The organism is Kitasatospora sp. NPDC001309 (assembly GCF_042896295.1).
GTDB lineage: Bacteria > Actinomycetota > Actinomycetes > Streptomycetales > Streptomycetaceae > Kitasatospora.
Window position 1 is genome coordinate 126087 of sequence record NZ_JBIAXC010000010.1, and the last position, 17282, is coordinate 143368.

General features: G+C 71.2%; 19 protein-coding genes and 2 pseudogenes. 7 read left to right on the forward strand and 14 right to left on the reverse strand.

From position 1 onward, the window contains the following. Window positions 1-84 precede the first annotated feature (84 nt). Window positions 85-456 (reverse strand): peptidoglycan-binding protein, encoded by a 372-nt coding sequence (locus ACFY2K_RS13400; protein ID WP_375895775.1) that lies wholly within the window; start codon window positions 454-456, stop codon window positions 85-87. 543 nt (window positions 457-999) lie between these two features. Here ACFY2K_RS13400 and ACFY2K_RS13405 point away from each other — a divergent pair. Then, a complete protein-coding gene (locus ACFY2K_RS13405) occupies window positions 1000-1887 on the forward strand; it encodes a PIG-L family deacetylase (RefSeq protein WP_387711332.1) in 888 nt (295 codons plus the stop codon). Window positions 1888-1932: 45 nt separating this feature from the next. Here ACFY2K_RS13405 and ACFY2K_RS13410 read toward each other — a convergent pair whose 3' ends face one another. The 6 genes and pseudogenes from ACFY2K_RS13410 to ACFY2K_RS13435 form a co-directional block, all read right to left on the reverse strand. After that, on the reverse strand, window positions 1933-3231 hold the full coding sequence (locus ACFY2K_RS13410) for a cation:proton antiporter (protein ID WP_375895780.1): 1299 nt from the start codon (window positions 3229-3231) through the stop codon (window positions 1933-1935). Window positions 3232-3441: 210 nt separating this feature from the next. Beyond that, a complete protein-coding gene (locus tag ACFY2K_RS13415) occupies window positions 3442-3804 on the reverse strand; it encodes a hypothetical protein (RefSeq protein WP_380593601.1) in 363 nt (120 codons plus the stop codon). 61 nt (window positions 3805-3865) lie between these two features. Further along, window positions 3866-5211: pseudogene (locus tag ACFY2K_RS13420) on the reverse strand (RNA-guided endonuclease TnpB family protein); the annotation flags it as partial. Window positions 5212-5579: 368 nt separating this feature from the next. After that, on the reverse strand, window positions 5580-6038 hold the full coding sequence (locus ACFY2K_RS13425) for a MarR family winged helix-turn-helix transcriptional regulator (protein ID WP_380525312.1): 459 nt from the start codon (window positions 6036-6038) through the stop codon (window positions 5580-5582). Next, complete coding sequence (locus tag ACFY2K_RS13430) at window positions 6031-6798, reverse strand: alpha/beta fold hydrolase (protein ID WP_380525311.1); 768 nt, start codon at window positions 6796-6798, stop codon at window positions 6031-6033. Before ACFY2K_RS13430 ends, ACFY2K_RS13425 begins: the two co-directional genes overlap by 8 nt. An 86-nt stretch (window positions 6799-6884) precedes the next feature. After that, entirely contained in the window at window positions 6885-7541 is a 657-nt protein-coding gene (locus ACFY2K_RS13435) for a TetR/AcrR family transcriptional regulator (protein ID WP_387711335.1), read from the reverse strand. 160 nt (window positions 7542-7701) lie between these two features. Between ACFY2K_RS13435 and ACFY2K_RS13440 the strand changes: the two genes are divergently transcribed. The 4 genes from ACFY2K_RS13440 to ACFY2K_RS13455 all read left to right on the forward strand — a co-directional run bounded on the left by ACFY2K_RS13440 (window position 7702) and on the right by ACFY2K_RS13455 (window position 11731). Further along, window positions 7702-8337 (forward strand): SRPBCC family protein, encoded by a 636-nt coding sequence (locus ACFY2K_RS13440; RefSeq protein ID WP_387711337.1) that lies wholly within the window; start codon window positions 7702-7704, stop codon window positions 8335-8337. Between the two features lie 152 nt (window positions 8338-8489). Continuing rightward, window positions 8490-9932 (forward strand): uracil-xanthine permease family protein, encoded by a 1443-nt coding sequence (locus ACFY2K_RS13445; protein WP_387711339.1) that lies wholly within the window; start codon window positions 8490-8492, stop codon window positions 9930-9932. 123 nt (window positions 9933-10055) lie between these two features. Next, window positions 10056-10799, forward strand: a complete 744-nt coding sequence (locus ACFY2K_RS13450) for a heparin lyase I family protein (RefSeq protein WP_375895796.1) — start codon at window positions 10056-10058, stop codon at window positions 10797-10799. 155 nt (window positions 10800-10954) lie between these two features. Further along, window positions 10955-11731: an SAM-dependent methyltransferase gene (locus ACFY2K_RS13455; protein ID WP_380593596.1), complete on the forward strand. Its 777-nt coding sequence runs from the start codon at window positions 10955-10957 to the stop codon at window positions 11729-11731. A 109-nt stretch (window positions 11732-11840) separates the two neighbouring features. Here ACFY2K_RS13455 and ACFY2K_RS13460 read toward each other — a convergent pair whose 3' ends face one another. From ACFY2K_RS13460 to ACFY2K_RS13485, 6 genes and pseudogenes are all read right to left on the reverse strand, one after another. Continuing rightward, a complete protein-coding gene (locus tag ACFY2K_RS13460) occupies window positions 11841-13037 on the reverse strand; it encodes an MFS transporter (protein WP_387711342.1) in 1197 nt (398 codons plus the stop codon). Window positions 13038-13199: 162 nt separating this feature from the next. Next, entirely contained in the window at window positions 13200-14297 is a 1098-nt protein-coding gene (locus tag ACFY2K_RS13465; protein ID WP_387711434.1) for an RNA-guided endonuclease InsQ/TnpB family protein, read from the reverse strand. Then, a pseudogene (locus tag ACFY2K_RS13470) lies at window positions 14272-14505 on the reverse strand (IS607 family transposase); the annotation flags it as partial. The gene ACFY2K_RS13465 and the pseudogene ACFY2K_RS13470, both read right to left, overlap by 26 nt. Before the next feature lie 72 nt (window positions 14506-14577). Beyond that, the gene (locus ACFY2K_RS13475; protein ID WP_380525303.1) at window positions 14578-14790 is read right to left on the reverse strand and encodes a DUF397 domain-containing protein; all 213 of its coding nucleotides are present in this window, start codon (window positions 14788-14790) and stop codon (window positions 14578-14580) included. Between the two features lie 10 nt (window positions 14791-14800). Further along, window positions 14801-15016 (reverse strand): DUF397 domain-containing protein, encoded by a 216-nt coding sequence (locus tag ACFY2K_RS13480; protein WP_380525302.1) that lies wholly within the window; start codon window positions 15014-15016, stop codon window positions 14801-14803. Next, window positions 15013-15840: a helix-turn-helix domain-containing protein gene (locus tag ACFY2K_RS13485; protein WP_380525301.1), complete on the reverse strand. Its 828-nt coding sequence runs from the start codon at window positions 15838-15840 to the stop codon at window positions 15013-15015. The genes ACFY2K_RS13480 and ACFY2K_RS13485 overlap by 4 nt, the downstream gene beginning before the upstream one ends. A 127-nt stretch (window positions 15841-15967) precedes the next feature. Between ACFY2K_RS13485 and ACFY2K_RS13490 the strand changes: the two genes are divergently transcribed. Next, on the forward strand, window positions 15968-16192 hold the full coding sequence (locus tag ACFY2K_RS13490) for a hypothetical protein (protein ID WP_380525300.1): 225 nt from the start codon (window positions 15968-15970) through the stop codon (window positions 16190-16192). Between the two features lie 31 nt (window positions 16193-16223). After that, complete coding sequence (locus tag ACFY2K_RS13495; protein ID WP_387711345.1) at window positions 16224-16730, forward strand: NUDIX domain-containing protein; 507 nt, start codon at window positions 16224-16226, stop codon at window positions 16728-16730. 42 nt (window positions 16731-16772) lie between these two features. Here the strand turns inward: ACFY2K_RS13495 and ACFY2K_RS13500 are convergent, their stop codons facing one another. Then, window positions 16773-16940 (reverse strand): hypothetical protein, encoded by a 168-nt coding sequence (locus ACFY2K_RS13500; protein ID WP_380525296.1) that lies wholly within the window; start codon window positions 16938-16940, stop codon window positions 16773-16775. Window positions 16941-17282 lie beyond the last annotated feature (342 nt).

The window sequence follows — 17282 nt, forward strand, 5'->3', positions numbered from 1 at the left end:
GGCTCCGGATGCCCCGCCCCCGGGTTTGCCACGAGCTGTTCCTACCAGCTGTTCCTGCCAGCTGTTCCTGCCAGCTGTTCCTACCTAGATGGCCGTGCAGTTGGGGTAGGCGTCCTTGGAGCTCCACCAGTCCAGCTGGCCCCAGGTCTGCGGGCCGACCTGGCCGTCGACCTGGAGGTTCGGCATACAGTTCTGGAAGATGCGGACGCGGCGCAGGGTGTCGTCACCGAAGACCCCGTCGACGGTGGTCTTGCCGAAGACGTCGGGGTTGAGCGAGTAGTTGAGCTCGCACTGGAGCTCCCTGACGGCGTCGCCGGTGGCGCCGTACTTGAGCAGCGGCTCGGCGGTGCTCCAGTCGCCGCAGCGGGTGCCTGCGGCCTCGGCGGTGCCGGCGGTGGCGACGGTGCCGGCGAGGAGCAGACCGGTGGCGGCCAGCCCGATGATGATCTTGCGCATGGGTTCCCTCCCGTTGGCGTGCGCCCGTTCTCGCGGCGCAGCGTGTGCCTCGACCCTAGCCAGGACCGATGCCCCAATGGGGTATCCAATTGACCGCCGGATCTGTGGGCCATTCGGGCCGGACGGGGCGGTCAGGACGGTTGTCAGGGCCGGTAGCCGGCGAGGGTGTGGCGCGGGTGCCGATCCTCGGGGTCGCTGCCGGGTGCACGGCCCCATGCTGGTGCGCGCGGCGCCGGGCCCACCCGAGTACGGGTACTCGGGTGGGCCCGGGCGGACACCCGCTCGGGTAGTGCGGGCTACCCGGACGGGAGTCGGGGGCGGCCTCAGGGGGCCGCCTCGGGGACGGCCTCAGCGGGCGGGGGTGCCCTCGGGTGAGGATGCGTCAACTGTTGTGAATGGCTTGTCCGAAGAACATTCATATCAGTTCGCGGCGACCGGCGCGGAACGGCGCCGGCCACGGCGTCGGGCGAGGGCGGGCGGCGGGGTGTCGGAGCGGCCGGGCAGACTGGGGGTGGATCACCCATACGAACCGAGGACGAGACCATGGCCGACCGGCCCCTGACCCTGATGGCAGTGCACGCCCACCCCGACGACGAGGCCACCGGCACCGGCGGCGTCCTCGCCCGCTACGCCGCCGAGGGCGTCCGCACCGTCCTGGTCACCTGCACCGACGGCGCCTGCGGCGACGGCCCCGGCGGCGTCAAGCCCGGCGAGGACGGGCACGACCCGGCCGCGGTCGCGGCGCTGCGCCGCAAGGAACTGGAGGCCAGCTGCCGGGTCCTGGGCGTCGAGCACCTCGAACTCCTGGAGTACGGCGACTCCGGGATGATGGGCTGGCCCGCCAACGACGCCCCCGGCTCGTTCTGGGGCACCCCGGTCGCCGAGGGCGCCGCCCGGCTGGCCGAACTGCTGCACCGCTACCGGCCGGACGTCGTCGTCACCTACGACGAGAACGGCTTCTACGGCCACCCCGACCACATCCAGGCCCACCGCATCACCATGGCCGCCCTGGAGCTGGTCCCGGACGTGACGTCCAAGGTGTACTGGACCACCGCGCCGCACTCGTCGATGAAGCGCTTCTTCGAGGCGATGCAGGAGTTCGGCACCGACTGGGACGAGCAGGCCGGCGAGGCCGCGGACGCCGGGGAGGCCGGGGAGGCCGCCGCCGGGGCCGGGCGGGCCCCCGAGCCCGAGCTGCCCCCGATCGGGCTGCCCGACGAGGAGGTCACCACCTGGGTGGACACCCACGCCTTCGGCGGCCAGAAGTACGACGCGCTGGCCGCGCACGCCAGCCAGGGCGAGAACATCTTCTTCCTGCGGATGGGCAAGGAGCGCTTCACCGAGCTGATGGGCACGGAGACCTTCGTCCGGGTCCGCGACACCACCGGCGCCGCCCTGCCGGAGCAGGACCTCTTCGCCGGCCTGCGCTGACGCGGGCCCGGTCGCCCCGGCCGGAGGGCGACCGGGCGCCCCGGGTCAGCCGCCCGGGGCGCCCGGGGCCGCCCGGGCCTCCAGGAGCGGGCGCGGCGCCGGTGCGCCGGCCCGGCCGGCGAGGCGGTGCACGAGGGGGTTGACCGGCAGGGTGGCCGCGAGGGCGGTCAGCAGCAGGACCGTGAACAGCCGCTCCCCGATGATGCCCAGGTCCCGCCCCAGCGTCAGGATGAGGACCTCGCCCAGGCCCTTGGTGTTCAGCAGCACCCCCAGGGTGGCGGCCTCGCGGCGGGGCACGCCGGTGAGGCGGGCGCCGAGGACGGCCCCGGCGAACTTGCCGCCCCAGGCCACGGCCAGCAGCAGCGCGGCGGCGAGCAGGCCAGCGGCGTCGATGCCGTGCAGGTCCACGGACAGCCCGGTGAGGGCGAAGAAGACCGGGACGAGCAGGGCGCCGGCGTTGCGCAGCGGCAGCTGGACGGCCCGGCGCAGCTCCTCCCCCGCGTCCCGGGGCATGGCCAGGCCGAGGGCGAAGGCGCCGATCACCGCGTGCAGGCCGAGCCGGGAGGCGGTCCAGGCGCAGAGCAGGGCGGCGCCGGCGACGGCGAGCAGGACCAGCAGCGGCCGGTCGGTGACGGCGCGCCGGGCGGGGCCGAGCAGCAGGCGGCGCAGCAGCGGGCGGACCAGCAGGACCAGGGCGGCCGCGCAGCCGGCGATCCGGGCGAGGGCGGCCGGCAGGCCGCCGTGGTCGGGGCCGTGGGCGGCGGCGGCCACGGCGGCGACGGCGCACCACAGGAGGATCTCGGTGAGGGCGCCGCAGGCGGTGGCGAGCACGCCGGTGCCGTCGGCCTGGAGGCGGTTCTCCTCGACGATGCGGGCCAGGACGGACAGGGCGCTGGCGGACAGCGCGATGCCGAGGAAGACGGTGAACAGGGCCGGGGTGGCGGCCGGTCCGGCCAGGGCGGGGTGGCGGGCGAGCAGGGCGGCCGCGAGGACGGCGGCGAGGGCGAAGGGCAGGGCGAGGGAGGCGGTGGTGACGGCCAGCACGGTGCGGGCCCGGCCGGCCAGCCGGCGCAGGTCGAGCTCCCAGCCGGCGGCGAACATGAAGAGCACGATGCCGAGTTGGGCGAGGACGGCGAGGTGGGCGCGGGCGGCGGGCGGGAAGAGCCGTTCGGTGGGGTCGCCGGGCAGCAGGCCGAGCACGCCGTGGCCGAGGACGACCCCGACGGCGATCTCGCCGACCACGGCGGGCTGGCGCAGCCGGGTGCGCAGCGGGGTCAGGGCGACGCCGGTGAGCAGGACCACGGCGACGTCGGCCAGGACGGTCGTGGCGGAGGTGCTGTCCATCGTGGCGTTCCCCTGGTCGCACGTACACGGTCGTGCACGGTTCACCGCATTGTGTGCGGTCGGCGTGGGGGCGGGTGGGGTGCGGCGCGGGCGGATCGGGGTGCGGTGCGGCGCCGTACGCCCCGGAACGCGTGCGCCCGCCCCGGCCCGCGTGGGGTGCGGGCCGGGGCGGGCGGTGCGGTTACGGGCGGTGGCAGTGGCGCGGGGGCGTCAGGCGGGGACGATGGCGAAGGCGCCGTTGCTGAGCGGGGTCTCGGTGTACTGGCCGCTGTTGATGGCCTGCGGCGAGTAGCTGTCGAAGACCTGGCCGTTGACGGTGACGCCGGAGAAGTCCAGGCGGTCGAAGGACGGGTAGCTCTGGCTCGGGGACTCTATGACGGCCTCGGCGCTGACGTTCTGTCCGTCGAGCTGCTGGTCGGTGGTCTCGGTCCAGCCCTTGGTGGTGTCGGTGATCCGCAGCGTGTAGGTGGAGCCGCCGCTGTTGACCACGGAGGCGGTGAAGCTGTCGCCGGCGTCCACCGGGTCGTTGAAGTACTGCGGCGGGTCGACGTTGGCTGCAGGAGCAGCGAGCACGAGATTGCCGATGCGGGAAAGGGTCGTGACTCCTCCCCCAGCTGACGCCGGGGGCTTCTCGCTAACCCTTCCGAGCGTCGCGACGGACCAGCCCGGCCCGTAGAACATTGACGGCTCCCACCGTGTCAGCGTGCGCCTGGTAGCCGCACACGACGCAGTGGAAGGTGTCCTGGGTGGGCCGGTTCTCCGCCGCAACGTGCCCACACTGATCACGGGGGCAAGTGCGGGAGGTGTTGCGGGGGTCCACGGCGATCACCTCCCGTCCGGCGCTTTCAGCCTTGGCGTGCAGGATCGTCAGGAACACCCCCCAACCGGCATCCGAGATCGACCGATTGAGCCCGGCCTTCGCTCTGGCCCCGTTGGGCTGGAAGCTGCCTGGCCGGTCGGAGTCGGGCTTCGGCACGGGAGCCTTGACCATGTTGCGGATCTTGAGGTCTTCGTGCGCGATCAGGTCATGTTCACGGACCAGGACTAAGGCGGTCTTGTGGGCGTGATCGAGACGCTGGCGACGAACCTTGCGGTGCAGGTCGGCTAGGGCCTGTCCGGCGGATCTTGGCAGATCAGCGCGCGGCGTTGGGCGCCCGGCTGGGCGTGCGCCCGAGTCGGCCTCGCACTGGACGTACTTGGGCGATTCGGGCGTGCGTCCAGGCGGGATGCCCGGCGTCGCGCGCCTGGCAAGATCCGCCGGACAGGCCCTAGGCGCCGGACGGCCTTCTTGCGGCGGTTGCCACGCCGCTTGCATCGTGACAGGGCCTGCTGCGCGGCTTCGAGTTTCGCGGCTGCCTTGGCCCTGTGGCGGGGGTTGGGGACGAACTCACCGTTGGAGTCGGCGAGGAAGTTGGCTATGCCCATGTCGATGCCAACCACGGAGCCGGTCGCGGGCAGCGGCTCCGGTTCACCCTGTTCGGCAGTCAGCACCACGTACCAGCGCCTGCCCTCACGCTTGACCGAGAGGGTCTTGACATTCCCCATCACCAGCCGGTGCCGATTGACTTTGACGTGTCCAACACCTTGGAACCGGACACGGGTGACCGGATCATGTGGTGTGGAATCCCAGCGGCAGCCGTCCCCGTCCCTGGGGAAGTCCACCGTGTCGAACCAGTTCACCCCACGAAAGCGCGGATAGCCCGGCGTCTCACCGGACTTGACCCGGCGGAAAAATGCGGCAAACGCCTTGTCCAACCTGCGCAACGTGGCCTGCTGCGAGGAAAACGACCAGCGGCCCTGACGCTCCGGATCGAACGCCCGGATCTCCTTGAGCTGCGCCGACTGATCGCCGTACCGGATCGTGGTCTTCGACCCGTGCCCGAAGGCGTCACGCCGTTCCTGCAACGCGCCATTGTAAAGCGAACAATGATCCCCCAACATCTGAGCAAGCGCTTGCTGCTGACCCATGGTCGGCCGCATGAGGAACTTATACGCACGGATCACCCGGCCAACCCCCTTTCGGTCAACGCGATCACCATAATGCGCCCCACTGACACTGATAGTCGCAACTGGGTCTCCGGTGGTCGTGGCTCTGCCACTGACTGACGCTCTGCTGGGCTGTCCAACGCCAGGAATACGGTGCTTCGCGCATACCCATGCGAGATCAGGTGATGGACCGCTTCGGGGCCCGGACCCGGTTCCAGACGGGCATCCAGGCGGCACGGGCGAAGCTGCTGTGACGTCCCGTCGGCATCTCCTGCGAGCGGAGCGTGCTGTCGGTCGAGGCCGTGCTGTCGGTCGAGGCCGTGGTGCCGGTCGGCGTCGTGGCGCCGGTCGGGGTCGTGGTGTCAGTCGAGGCCGAGGCGCTTGTTGAGGGCCTCACCCGAGGGCAAGGGGTCGATGAACCGGTGCAGGAAGGCGAGCATCGCGTCGGTGTCCAGGCCCTCGGCGGCGGCGTCCATCCCGGCGTATAGAGACTCCTCGATCTCGGCGACGGCGGTGGCCAGGCGCACGCCTTCGGGGGTGAGGCTGAGCTGGAGGTAGCGGCGGTCCGCCTCGTCGGGGCGGCGCTCGACCAGCCCGGCCGCGACGACGCGCTCGACCAGGCGGCTGGGGTTGGTGCCGCTCTCGCACACCAGCAACTGCCCGAGCCCGTTGAGGCTCAAGGTGCCGTGCTGCTGGAGCAGGCGCAGCACCTCGGCCTGCGACGGGGTGATGCCGTGGGGCTTGAGAGCCTGGATCAGCAGCCGGTTGCCCTCGCGCTGGGCCGCCAGGATCGCGAACCGCAGGTGTTCGGCCTTACGCACCGGCGTCCTTCCGGGTGGTGGGGTCGATGGTCGGCAGGGTGTCGAGGAAGTCCTCGACCGCAGCAGCGTAGGTGGCCGGGTGGGAGAAGCGGAACATGTGACCGGTGCGCGGCAGCACGACCTCCCGGGCGTCGGGGATGCCCGCGAGCATGACCTTGGCGGCGTCCTCGCCGATCAGCACGTCGTGCGAGGGGCTCAGAAGCAGGGTCGGGACCTGGACCCGGCCGAGCACGCCCACGTAGTCGGCGGTGAGGACGGCCCGCAGTCGGGCGCCGAAGGAGCCGGCCGGGGTGTTGACGAGGAACAGCTCACGGCTGCGCGCCTCGCTCCAGGGCACCTGCCCCTCGCCGTCGAACGGGGAGGCGAGCCGGTGGGCGTGGGCGCGCAGCGTCAGCTGCCGGTACAGCGGGCCGCGGGCCGAGCCGATCGCCCGCATCAGGGCCTTCCACGCCGTGGAGTCGACCGGGTTGGCCGCGAATCCGCCGGACAGGACCAGGGCGCGCAGGCCGCGCGGGCGGCGGGTCGCGAGCGCGAGGGCAATGTTCGCGCCGAAGGAGTCGCCGACCAGCACGTAGTCGTCCAGGTCAGCGACCGCGTTCTCGACGTGGTCGGCGTAGCGCTCGATGTCGTCGACGACCTCGGGCAGGCGCAGCGTCCGCCGGGGCGCCTCACCGTAGGGGGCGAGCTGCTCGGCGCTCCACGGAGCGCCGGAGAAGCAGGGGACGAAGACAAGGGTCGGGGTTTTCGCTGTAGTGCTCATACCGAAGACGGTACACGATATATGTCACGACACATGTGTTGTGACATATGTAATACGGATCACATTCAAGGGCCGGCGGCAGGCGCTCAGGCGAGCAGGTCGTCGAGTTCGGCGGCGTAGAGCAGGGCCGGGTCGAAGCCCATCCCGGCGAAGTGGCCGGCCAGCTCCAGGGACAGCACGCCGTGCAGGCGGGTCCACAGGCTCAGGAAGCGGTGCAGCGCCTCGGGCGGGGCGGGGTGGCCGGAGGCCCAGTCGCGGTGGTCGGCGAGGTGGTCGGCGAGCGCGGCGGGGGGCGACTCCCGCCCGGCGGGGGCGGCGGCGCAGGCGTCCAGCAGGACCGTCATGATCTCGCCGGAGATCGCGGTGGTGTCCTCGGGGGCGTGGTAGCCGGGCACGGGGGTGCCGTAGATCAGGAAGTAGCGCTGGGGGTCCGCGAGGGCCCACAGCCGCAGGGCGTGGGCCAGCGCGCGCGGGTCGGCGCCGCCCTCGGCGCCCACCCGCAGGGTGTCGGCGAGGCTGCGGTAGGCGTCGCGGACGAGTGCGGTGATCAGCTCGTCGCGGCCGGCGAAGTAGCGGTAGAGCGCGGGCCCGCTCAGACCCATCCGCTTGGCGATGGCGTTGAGGGAGAGCGCGGAGGCCCCGGCCGTGGCGATCTGCTCCCGGGCGTGCCGCTTGACCTCCTCGCGCACCTGGGCGCGGTAGCGCTCCCTGGGGGTCGCGGTGTCCGCCTCCGCCTTCGCCATGCTCCGCCGCCTTCCGTGCCGGTGGGCTACATCCTCACGTTTTGGTTAGAGGCTATCACTGGCCCTGTTGACCCCGGCCGGACTCAGGAGTTACAACTTCTAACGAACGACAGAACACCTAACGGATCCACCAGACCTCCGTCGACCCAAGGGGACCGCCATGTCCGGCATCCGCACCGCCCTGTCCGCCGCCCTGTCCGCCGCCGCCCTCGCCGCCGCCCTCGCCGCCGCCGTGCTCGGCACCGCCGCCGTGCCGGCCCAGGCCGCCACCGCCGCTTCCCCCGCCGCCCCGCTCACCTGCCGGGGACAGGGCGTCGACCCCGCCGCCCGGGTCCGCTACCGCACCGAGGCCGTGATCCACGCGCCGCTGTCCACCGTCTGGCGGCTGCAGACCGACGTCGCCCGCTGGCCGTCCTGGCAGCACGCCGTGTCGGGCGCCGAGCGCCTGGACCGCGGTCCGCTGCGGGCCGGCTCGGCGTTCCACTGGACCACCCCGCTGCCGCCCAACCCCGCCACCACCGCCCCCGCCCTGGACATCACCTCCACCGTCCGGCAGCTGCGCCCCGGCGCCTGCATCCGCTGGACCGGCCCCGCCGTCGCCGAGGGCCTGCACATCGACGGCGTGCACGTGTGGACCTTCACCCCGGTGCGCGGCGGCGTCCTGGTGCGCACCGAGGAGACCCACACCGGGCCGCAGGTCGACGCGGACGTCCCGGCCGCCACCGCGATCCTGCGTCAGGGCCTGGACGCCTGGCTGGGCGACCTGGCGAACGCGGCCGTCGACGCCCGGGGCTGACGCCCCGTCGTACTCCCCCGGCCCCGGCCCCACCCCCGCCGCCCGCGTGCGAGTGCGCAGGTCAGGAGCGGGGCCGGTGGCGCGATCCGGGGCCGGGACGCACCAGAATGGTGCGGACACCCCCCGGAAGTTGACAGAAAGTGAACCCCCACATGGATCTCGGCGTGCGCTGGAAGCTGCACGGTGACGGGCGGACGCCCGCACCGGGAGCGGTCGTCCGCCCCGACGAACGGCTCTCCTGGCCCCGTACGGCAGGGCTCGGCGCCCAGCACGTGGTCGCCATGTTCGGGGCGAGCTTCGTCGCCCCGGTGCTGATGGGGCTCGACCCCAACCTGGCGATCATGATGTCCGGCGTCTCGACCGTGATCTTCCTGCTGGCCACCCGCGGCCGGGTGCCCAGCTACCTCGGCTGCTCGCTGTCCTTCGTCGGGGTCGCCGCGGTGATCCGGGCCCAGGGCGGCACCAGCGCGACGGTGACCGGCGCGGTGCTCGTGGTGGGCGTGGTGCTGTTCCTGGTGGGCCTGGCGGTGCAGTACTTCGGGGCGCGGATCATCCACGCGACGATGCCGCCGATCGTCACCGGCGCCGTCGTCATGCTGATCGGCTTCAACCTCGCCCCGGTCACCGCCTCCACGTACTGGCCGCAGGACCAGTGGACGGCGCTGCTGGTGATGCTGTTCACCGGTCTCGCGGTGGTGTGCCTGCGCGGCTTCTGGTCGCGGGTGGCGATCTTCCTCGGGCTGGTCTTCGGGTACGGGATCTCCTGGGTCTTCGACCGGGTCTTCGGCAGGATCCACTCGGTGGGCCCGGGCGGGCAGCTGACCGACCACTGGCGCCTGGACCTCTCCGGCGTCGGCAAGGCGGACTGGATCGGCCTGCCCGCCTTCCACGGCCCCTCCTTCCAGTGGTCCGCCGTCCTGGTCGCGCTGCCCGTGGTGATCGCGCTGGTCGCCGAGAACGCCGGGCACGTCAAGGCGGTCGGCGAGATGACGGGCGAGAACCTGGACGACAAGCTGGGCACCGCGATCTCCGCGGACGGCATCGGCTCGGTGCTCTCCACCGCGCTCGGCGGCCCGCCCAACACCACCTACTCCGAGAACATCGGCGTCATGGCCGCCACCCGGGTCTACTCCACCGCCGCCTACTGGGCCGCGGCCGGCTTCGCCCTGCTGTTCGGCGTCTGCCCGAAGTTCGGCGCCGTCGTGGCGGCCATTCCGGGCGGGGTGCTCGGCGGCATCACCGTCATCCTGTACGGCATGATCGGGCTGCTCGGCGCCCAGATCTGGATCAAGTCCGGGGTCGACCTGCGCAACCCGCTGAACCTGGTGCCGGCCGCGGCGGGCATCATCATCGGCATCGGCAACGTGACCCTCAAGTTCAGCGACACGTTCAGCCTCAGCGGCATCGCACTGGGCACCCTGGTCGTCATCACCGGCTACCACGCGCTGCGGGCGCTGGCCCCCGCGCACCTCAAGACCCAGGAGCCGCTGCTGGACGAGGGCACCTCCTCGTACGACGCGCCGCCGCCCGGAAGCTCCCGGGGCGAGGGGGACTCCCGGGGCTCCGGGGGCGCAGGGCAGCGGCCCACGCCGTAGGCAGAATTGACCCGGACATGACCTAAAAGTACTTCCGCCGGTCGTTCCGCCTGGTCGGCCCGGCCGTCGGGTGGTCGAATCGCAGCCAGCGATTTCGACCACCCGATTTCCGTTGGGAGCGTCATGTCCCCCCTGTCCCGTCACCGCCGGCTCGCCGTCGGGGCCCTGGCCCTGGCCACCTGCGCGGTCTCCTGCGGCTCGGCCGCCGCCGACAGCCCCGCCGCCGCCCCGGCGGCGGCGGGCAAGGTCCTGTGGACCCCGAGCACCAAGACCGGCCCCTCCTCCTTCCCTGGCGTGCAGTGCGCCGCCCCGAGCACCTTCGGCGTCGTCAAGGACCCCGCCAAGGGCGACGTGTGGCGGGCCTTCCAGGCCGCGAACCAGGAACGCTGCGAGACGGTCGGCCCGGACCTCAGGAGCGGCGACACCTTCTACCTGGGCTGGTCCTCCACGGTGGACATCAAGGACGACCAGAGCCGGTACGTGTTCCAGCTCAAGTGCTCGCCCAGCGAGGGCACCGCCAACCACCCGATCGAGATCGACATCACCAACAGCCGGGTGCGGCTCCAGGAATGGGACACCGAGCACGTGGCGCACCCGCTGTGGACGGCGCCGGTGAACAACGGCGAGTGGCACGCGTACGCGCTCAAGATCCACCTGGGCCGCACCGACGGGACGATCGACTTCTGGTTCGACGGCAAGAAGCAGACGTTCAGCACCGGCGCGGGCACCTTCAAGGGCACCACCTGGGACGGCGACCGCAACTACCTCAAATGGGGCTCCTACCACCAGAACCCGGGCGCCGCGACGAACACCTTCACCAGCCCGGTGATGGCCACCACCCTGGCCCTGGCCACCGCCGGCTCGTAGGCACGCCCACGGCCCCGGACCCGGTCCCGGACCCGGACCGCAACGGATGCGGGCGATCGCCGCAGCCGTCCCGTCGGCCCGCCCGCCGCCCGCGCGGGCGGGCCCGTTCCCGGTAGCGTCGCGACGACCGTGGGGGACGAAAGGGGCAGGCGGACATGGCGCAGGAACAGGGTGACGTACGGGTGGTGCGGACCGAGGACGAACTGCTGGAGCTGCTCGACGGGCTGTTCGCGCAGGCCCGGCGGGAACGGGCGCCGCGACACGCCGACCGGAGCCGGCCGGTGCCGGCCCTCAGCGGGAAGCCGGACGAAAGCCTGGCGGACCTGCTGGACCGCGGGGTGATCGGGGCGTCCCCGGGTGGACGCGGACTCGACCTCGGCTGCGGCAACGGCCGCAACACCCTCCACCTGCGGATGCACGGTTTCGCCATGGACGGGCTCGACCGCGACCAGCGGGCCCTGGACCAGGCGCGCAGCCGCCAGGAGCAGTTCGAGTACCACCTCGGCTTCGACCTGGGAGTGCGCTTCCACCACGGGGACGCCTTCGGGCCGGTGGCGGCCGCCCTGACCGGTCCGTACGACCTGGTCTACGACTCGGGCCTCTTCCAGCACCTGCCGCCGCACCGCCGGCCCGGCTACCTCGCGCTGCTGGCGCGGCTGACGGCGCCCGGCGGACACCTGGGACTGGTCTGCTGCGCGCCGGACGGCGACGGGGCGGGGACGCGGACCCCGGACGCGCAGCTGTACCGGGACGGCGCCCCGCACGGCGCCCCGGCCTACACCGCCGACGAACTGCGCCGGATCTTCGTCGAGGGGCCGCTGGGCCTCCAGGAGGTGGAGCTGCGGCGGATGCGCGACGAATCGGCGCCGGACGCGAGCCGGTTCGGCCGGCCCGGCCTGTGGGCCGCACTGTTCCGGCGGCCCGAGCGATGAAGCGCCCGGCCCGCCCGCCCCAGGCGACGACGAACCGCCCGCCGAGGGCCCGGCACGGTCCCTGACGGAGCCGAGCCGAGCGCGGGCGCCCCGCCGCCGCGGGGGGGCGTCAGCGGATCCGGGCCACCCTGGCCGCCGCCACGGCTACCAGCAGGCCCAGGCCGACGCAGGCCGCGCAGACCAGGAACATCGTCCGGTACCCGGTCGCCTCGGCGACCAGCCCGAGCGAGCCGCTGCCCGCGGCGAGGCCCACGGTGAAGCAGGCCCCGAAGGTCGACAGCGCCGTGGCACGCCCGCGTTCGTCGACCGAGCGCACCACGAACAGCCCCAGCACCGGGTAGATCTGCCACATGCCGATCCCGGTGAGCACCCCGCCGACCACGCCCAGGACGAGGCCGTTCGACAGCCCGATGAGCGCGACCCCCAGGGCCTCGACGAGGAACAGGGCGGCGAGCGCCACCGGTCGCGTGGCCTCCCAGCGGATCCAGGTGCTCGCCACCCGCAGCAGCACCACGGTCAGCGAGTAGGCGGTGACCACGGCCGCTCCCCCGGCGACCCCGAGGGCGTCGAACTTGGCGACCGCGAAGCCGGAGACGGCCGCGAAGCCGAACGCGGTGAACACCAGCGCCACACTGGACAGCACCGTACCCAGCAGCGCCCGACCCCGCTCGATCCCGCCCGCCCCCTCCTTCGCCTTCGGCGGCACCCGCACCTCCGGCACGGCCAGGGCTATGGGGATGACGAGCAGGGCCAGCAGCCCGGCGATCACGAACGTGGTCGTCGTGCCCACCAGGTGCTCCACCAGCGTGCCCAGCGGGGCACCCAGGCCGATCGCCACGTAGATGACGGTGCCGGCCAGCCCCAGCGCCCAGCTCTGCCGGTCCTTGGCGACGAGTTGGACCGGCCAGACCCCGGTCGCGGCCAGCATCACGCCCATGCCGATGCCCACCAGCATGCGCAGGCCCACGAGTTGGGCGATCGACCCGGCGAGCGGGTAGGCGATGGTGGCGAGCGTGGTCACGATCGCGCCGCCGACGGTCAGGACCCGGGCACCGAGGCGGTTCATCAGCACGCCCGACACCGGGCGCGCCAGCAGGGCCGTCAGCGCGTAACCGCCGACGACGGCGCCGACCTCGGCGGGCCCGCCGTGGAGTCGTCCGGTGACGTGGCCGGGCAGGATCGGGATGGTCAGGGCGAACGGCATGTAGCCGATGCCGCTGGCCAGCGAGATCAGCAGGGCATGCCGGACGGATCTCTTGTCGGTGGTCTCGGTCGCAGGCTGCTGCGACAGCTGATCGGTCTGCACGCGCACAGGTTTCACTCCCGTTGATTGATCCTCAGCGATTCTCACACTGAGTCTCTTCCTGCTTCACCGACCTCCGCCAACTCCGGAGAGTAAGGTCTTACGTGGTCTCCACGAGGCGTTTTTCCTCTCCGGACAACTCCCCGGCGAGGGTTCTCAAGTCAGTCAGAAGTTCGGGTCGGCGAGCATCGCCGCGAGGAGGTTGCCTGCCGCGTTGTCGTCCCGGTCGTGGTGGACACCACACCCGGGACAGACCCATACGCGGTCCGAGAGGACCAGGCCCTGATTGATCCGCTTGCAGTCTCCGCAGGTCTTGGAGGAGGGGAAGCAGCGGTCGGCTGTCCAGATGCGGGAGCCGTACCAGTCGGCCTTGTACTCCAACTGCCGGACGAACTCCCCGAACCCGGCGTCACTGATGGCGCGGGACAGCCTGCGGTTCTTGACCATGCCCTTGACGTGCAGGGTCTCCACGGCGATGGCCGACTTGGTTCTCGTCAGCTCGGTAGTGGTCTTGTGCAGAAAGTCTTTACGCCGGTCGGCGACCCGCAGGTGGATTCGGCTCACGCGTCGGTGTGCCTTACCCCGGTTCTTCGATCCCTCCTTGGACTTGGACAGCTTCCGGTTCGCTTTCCTGAGAGCACGCAGAGCCGCCTTGAGTGGCTTGGGGGCGTCGATCTCCCTGCGGGTGCCATCGCTGTCGCGGATGACCGCGAAGGTCTTCGATCCGAGGTCGATGCCACACGCGGGAGCGTCGTGGCTGACCTGGCGGCGCTTGTTGACGCCATCACGGTCCACCTCGATCTGCAAGGAGACCCACCACCGTCCGGCCTGTTCGCGGACGGTCGCGCCGAGTATGCGCGCCTCGCCGGTAGCCATTCGGCTGGTGAGCCAGGACATGTCCTCACAGGTGGTCACGTCCCCGATGGCGGGCAGCCGCACGGTATTCGAGTCCAGGGGTTTGGCACGGTCGGCGTCGTAGCGGAACCGCGAACCGTCCTTGCGCTTGCGCCAGCCCGGGAAGCCCACCTTCGCGCCCTTGCGCTTGCCTTGTTTGGACTTGAGGTAGTTGGAGAATCCGGCCGCCCGGACCCGGCACGCTTCTTTCGGGATGCGGGAGGACAGCCCCTGCGGCCTACCGTGGAGTTCTCCACCACTCGGGACAGCCCGCAGTGCCGCCCCATCGACACGGCCTGGTCCGAATCGGGCGCGAGCTCGAACCTGACTCCCTGCTTGTGGGTCACTCGGTACTCTCCGCAGCCGCAGTCAACGCCCTCTCCGCTCGGTCGCGGGCGACGCGGCGACCGTACAGGCGCGCGCAGAACGAGGTGAGGACGTCCGTCATGTCCCACACCTGATAGTCATCCACCTCATCGTCGTCCACAACACGCACGGTATGGCCCTGCGCTGACAGCGCGGGTTCGATGTGCCCCACCCCGAAACAGGCCGGCCGGTAGCGGTGCTCCACCACGATCACGGGTTGACGAACGCCCTCACCGGTTGGTGACGGCCCGGACCGCAGGGGGTGCGGTCCGGGCCTACCGTTTCAGACGCTCCCGAACTCCCCGCTGCGGACGGCGGCAACGAAGGACTTCCACGCCTCGGACGGGAAGACCAGGGCCGGGCCCTGAGGGTCCTTCGAGTCGCGGACGGGAGCCAGGCCGGGGAAGTTCGGAGCCACCTCGACGCAGGTTCCGCCGTTGTTGCTGTAGGAGGACTTGAACCACCGGGCATCGGACAGATCAAGGCGGTCGGACATGGCATTCCTCTCAGATCTCGCCGAACTCGCCACTGCGCACGGCAGTAACGAACGACTTCCACGCCTCTGCCGGAAAGACCAGAGCCGGGCCGCTGGGATCCTTGGAGTCACGAACAGGCATCACCCCTGGAAAACCTGGCGCAACCTCCACGCAGTTGCCCCCGTTGTTGCTGAAACCGGACCTTCGCCATCTGGCGTCGGTCAGGTCGAGAGTGGGGCCGGTCATTCAAGGTCCTTCCGAACGGCACGGATCACATCGAGCGAAGGCATCTTGGGCAATGACTCCACCTGGAGTTGATCGTAGTCACCGTCCCAGGCTTCCACCGCCCTGTGCCCCCGCTCCACGATCCCACGTGCCTGGGACTCGGCATAGCCGACGACCGAGCGGTCGCGAAGGGTCAACAGGACTATCGGCATCGTGAACGGGACGTGCTCCCCGAGGGAGAAAGGGGCCACCTGCAGCGTGATGTGCGGAAGCTCGGCCAAACCCTCAAGGTGCAGAAGTTGCTGGAGCATGACATCACGCCCTCCCACTGACCGAAGCAGACAGCTCTCATCCATGACGGCATGCACCACTGGCGGCGGGTCGCGACGAAGCACCAGCTGACGCCCCATCAGGAAGTCGACTCGCTCCTTCGCCTGGGACTTGGTGATGCTGCCACGAAGGACGGCCGCACGAGCCAGGGCCGACGCGTACGCCTCAGTCTGAAAGAGGCCCGGCATGACGTTCAACTCAAAGGTGCGGATCTTTCGGCACCTCGCTTCGGCCTCGACGTACTCGTCGAATCCTTCCAGCAGGCTGGCGTTCGAGATTCGCCGCCACAGCTCGACGAACACTCCACCCGTCTCGAACACCTGGTCGGCCGCAACCGCAAATTTACGTGTTACAGGCTTCTTCGCTCCTTCGATGTACGAGATCAGCCCATGGCTGTAGCCCATGCGCCTGCCAAGCGCACTCTGAGACCAGCCCCTTGCGCGCCGCTGCCTGCGGAGTTCATTCCCGAAGCGCACGGCAGGAGACAACGACTGATCGTCTTCATCGATCCCCACGATCTTCCTCGTCTTGTCACTCGGCAGAACTGTGAAGGTTGAAGCCTGGCGATCGTAGAGGACGGAACGCCATCATGGCTACACCCGGTGATTCGCCGGACGCGCAGTGCAACCTCCGGAGACCCCCATGCCTTCTCCCCCCTTCCAACTCCACGAAGTGGTGCGTGACTTCAGCAATCCGAAGGAGCCTCACGAAGGGGTCTTCGTGGAGGTGCTGTTCGGCAAGGCCGTCCTTCGTCCCCTCGGGGCGACCGGGCCGGAGTGGAAGGTCGACCCGTCCTTCCTCCACTCCCTCACCCCCCGGGAGACCGCGCCGGGGACCTGTGGGAAGCCGCGTCGTCGGCCGCTGTAACACCATCGAACTCCTCATACCTGGAGCAGAGTTGAGCAGGATCCTCCTCAAGCACCGTCCGCCCGCGCGGCGTTCGGGCCACCATGTCTTCGTCCTCACCGAGGACCCCGACGGGTCGGGCGAGCCCCTCGTCCTCCTCGCCGATCCCGTCCACCAGGACGGCTTCACGCTGCCCGGCGGCAGCGCCGAGCAGGACGAGCTCCCCCACCTCGCCGCCCGCCGGCACCTCGACACCCAGACCGGGCTCGTCCTGGGCCTGCGCACCGTCCTGACCATCGACTACGTGCCCGCCGCCGAGTTCCCCGAGGGCCTCGACTTCGTCTACGCGGGCGGCACGGTCACGCCCCAGCAGGCCCAGGCCGTCCGTCGCCACGAGCCGCCGGGCGACATCCGCGGCCTCCACTGGGTCCCGCAGTCCAGGCTGCGCGAGGTCATGGCCGACGACCAGTACCGCCGCGTCGACGACGCCTGGGACGCCTGGGACCACGGCGCCTGCCTCCCCCTCCTCATCCGGGGCGTCCCGGTCCCGGTGGGCTGACCGGCACCCGCCGCACCGCGCCGCGCGGTCCGGGCCCGCGGCTCACGGTGACTTCTGACGTGCCGCCGCGGACTGGCTCCGCTGGAAACGGGACCACGCCGCGGCGATCCACAGCAGCGAGACCCACCACGCCATCCCCACCACCGCGATCACACCGGTGCCGACCATCCCGAGGAGCGCCCACCACCCGGTCCCGTCGACCAGCAGCACGAGGAAGCCGACTATTGCGAACGGCGTGGACCCCAGCAGCGCCGCGAGGCCGTAACGCGGTTTGGCGTCCGTTCCCCCACCACCACCGACAAGGCGTGGCCAACAGTGTCCCCACGGCCCGGCAGCGGGTCCTGAGTACGGGTACTCAGCTTCACTCCACCGTGCGGCGTGCGCTTCCCTCCCCTACGGTGCACCAGACCAGGACACGATGAGGGTGGGCAGGGCGGTGAGGTCCAGCGGCGGCAGGGCCCCGAGTCGTAGGCCCACCCCGACCAGTCGTAGATCCAGGCCGGTTCGGCGCCGTTCCGGTTCATCGGGGACCTCCGTGCATACCCCAGGCTT

What these genes read in the sequence shown, in the direction of transcription:
- ACFY2K_RS13400 (WP_375895775.1), bottom strand. Translation starts at nt 456, where the DNA reads ATGCGCAAGATCATCATCGGGCTGGCCGCCACCGGTCTGCTCCTCGCC.
- ACFY2K_RS13405 (WP_387711332.1), top strand. Translation starts at nt 1,000, where the DNA reads ATGGCCGACCGGCCCCTGACCCTGATGGCAGTGCACGCCCACCCCGAC.
- ACFY2K_RS13410 (WP_375895780.1), bottom strand. Translation starts at nt 3,231, where the DNA reads ATGGACAGCACCTCCGCCACGACCGTCCTGGCCGACGTCGCCGTGGTC.
- ACFY2K_RS13430 (WP_380525311.1), bottom strand. Translation starts at nt 6,798, where the DNA reads ATGAGCACTACAGCGAAAACCCCGACCCTTGTCTTCGTCCCCTGCTTC.
- ACFY2K_RS13435 (WP_387711335.1), bottom strand. Translation starts at nt 7,541, where the DNA reads ATGGCGAAGGCGGAGGCGGACACCGCGACCCCCAGGGAGCGCTACCGC.
- ACFY2K_RS13440 (WP_387711337.1), top strand. Translation starts at nt 7,702, where the DNA reads ATGTCCGGCATCCGCACCGCCCTGTCCGCCGCCCTGTCCGCCGCCGCC.
- ACFY2K_RS13445 (WP_387711339.1), top strand. Translation starts at nt 8,490, where the DNA reads ATGGATCTCGGCGTGCGCTGGAAGCTGCACGGTGACGGGCGGACGCCC.
- ACFY2K_RS13450 (WP_375895796.1), top strand. Translation starts at nt 10,056, where the DNA reads ATGTCCCCCCTGTCCCGTCACCGCCGGCTCGCCGTCGGGGCCCTGGCC.
- ACFY2K_RS13455 (WP_380593596.1), top strand. Translation starts at nt 10,955, where the DNA reads ATGGCGCAGGAACAGGGTGACGTACGGGTGGTGCGGACCGAGGACGAA.
- ACFY2K_RS13475 (WP_380525303.1), bottom strand. Translation starts at nt 14,790, where the DNA reads ATGTCCGACCGCCTTGATCTGTCCGATGCCCGGTGGTTCAAGTCCTCC.
- ACFY2K_RS13480 (WP_380525302.1), bottom strand. Translation starts at nt 15,016, where the DNA reads ATGACCGGCCCCACTCTCGACCTGACCGACGCCAGATGGCGAAGGTCC.
- ACFY2K_RS13490 (WP_380525300.1), top strand. Translation starts at nt 15,968, where the DNA reads ATGCCTTCTCCCCCCTTCCAACTCCACGAAGTGGTGCGTGACTTCAGC.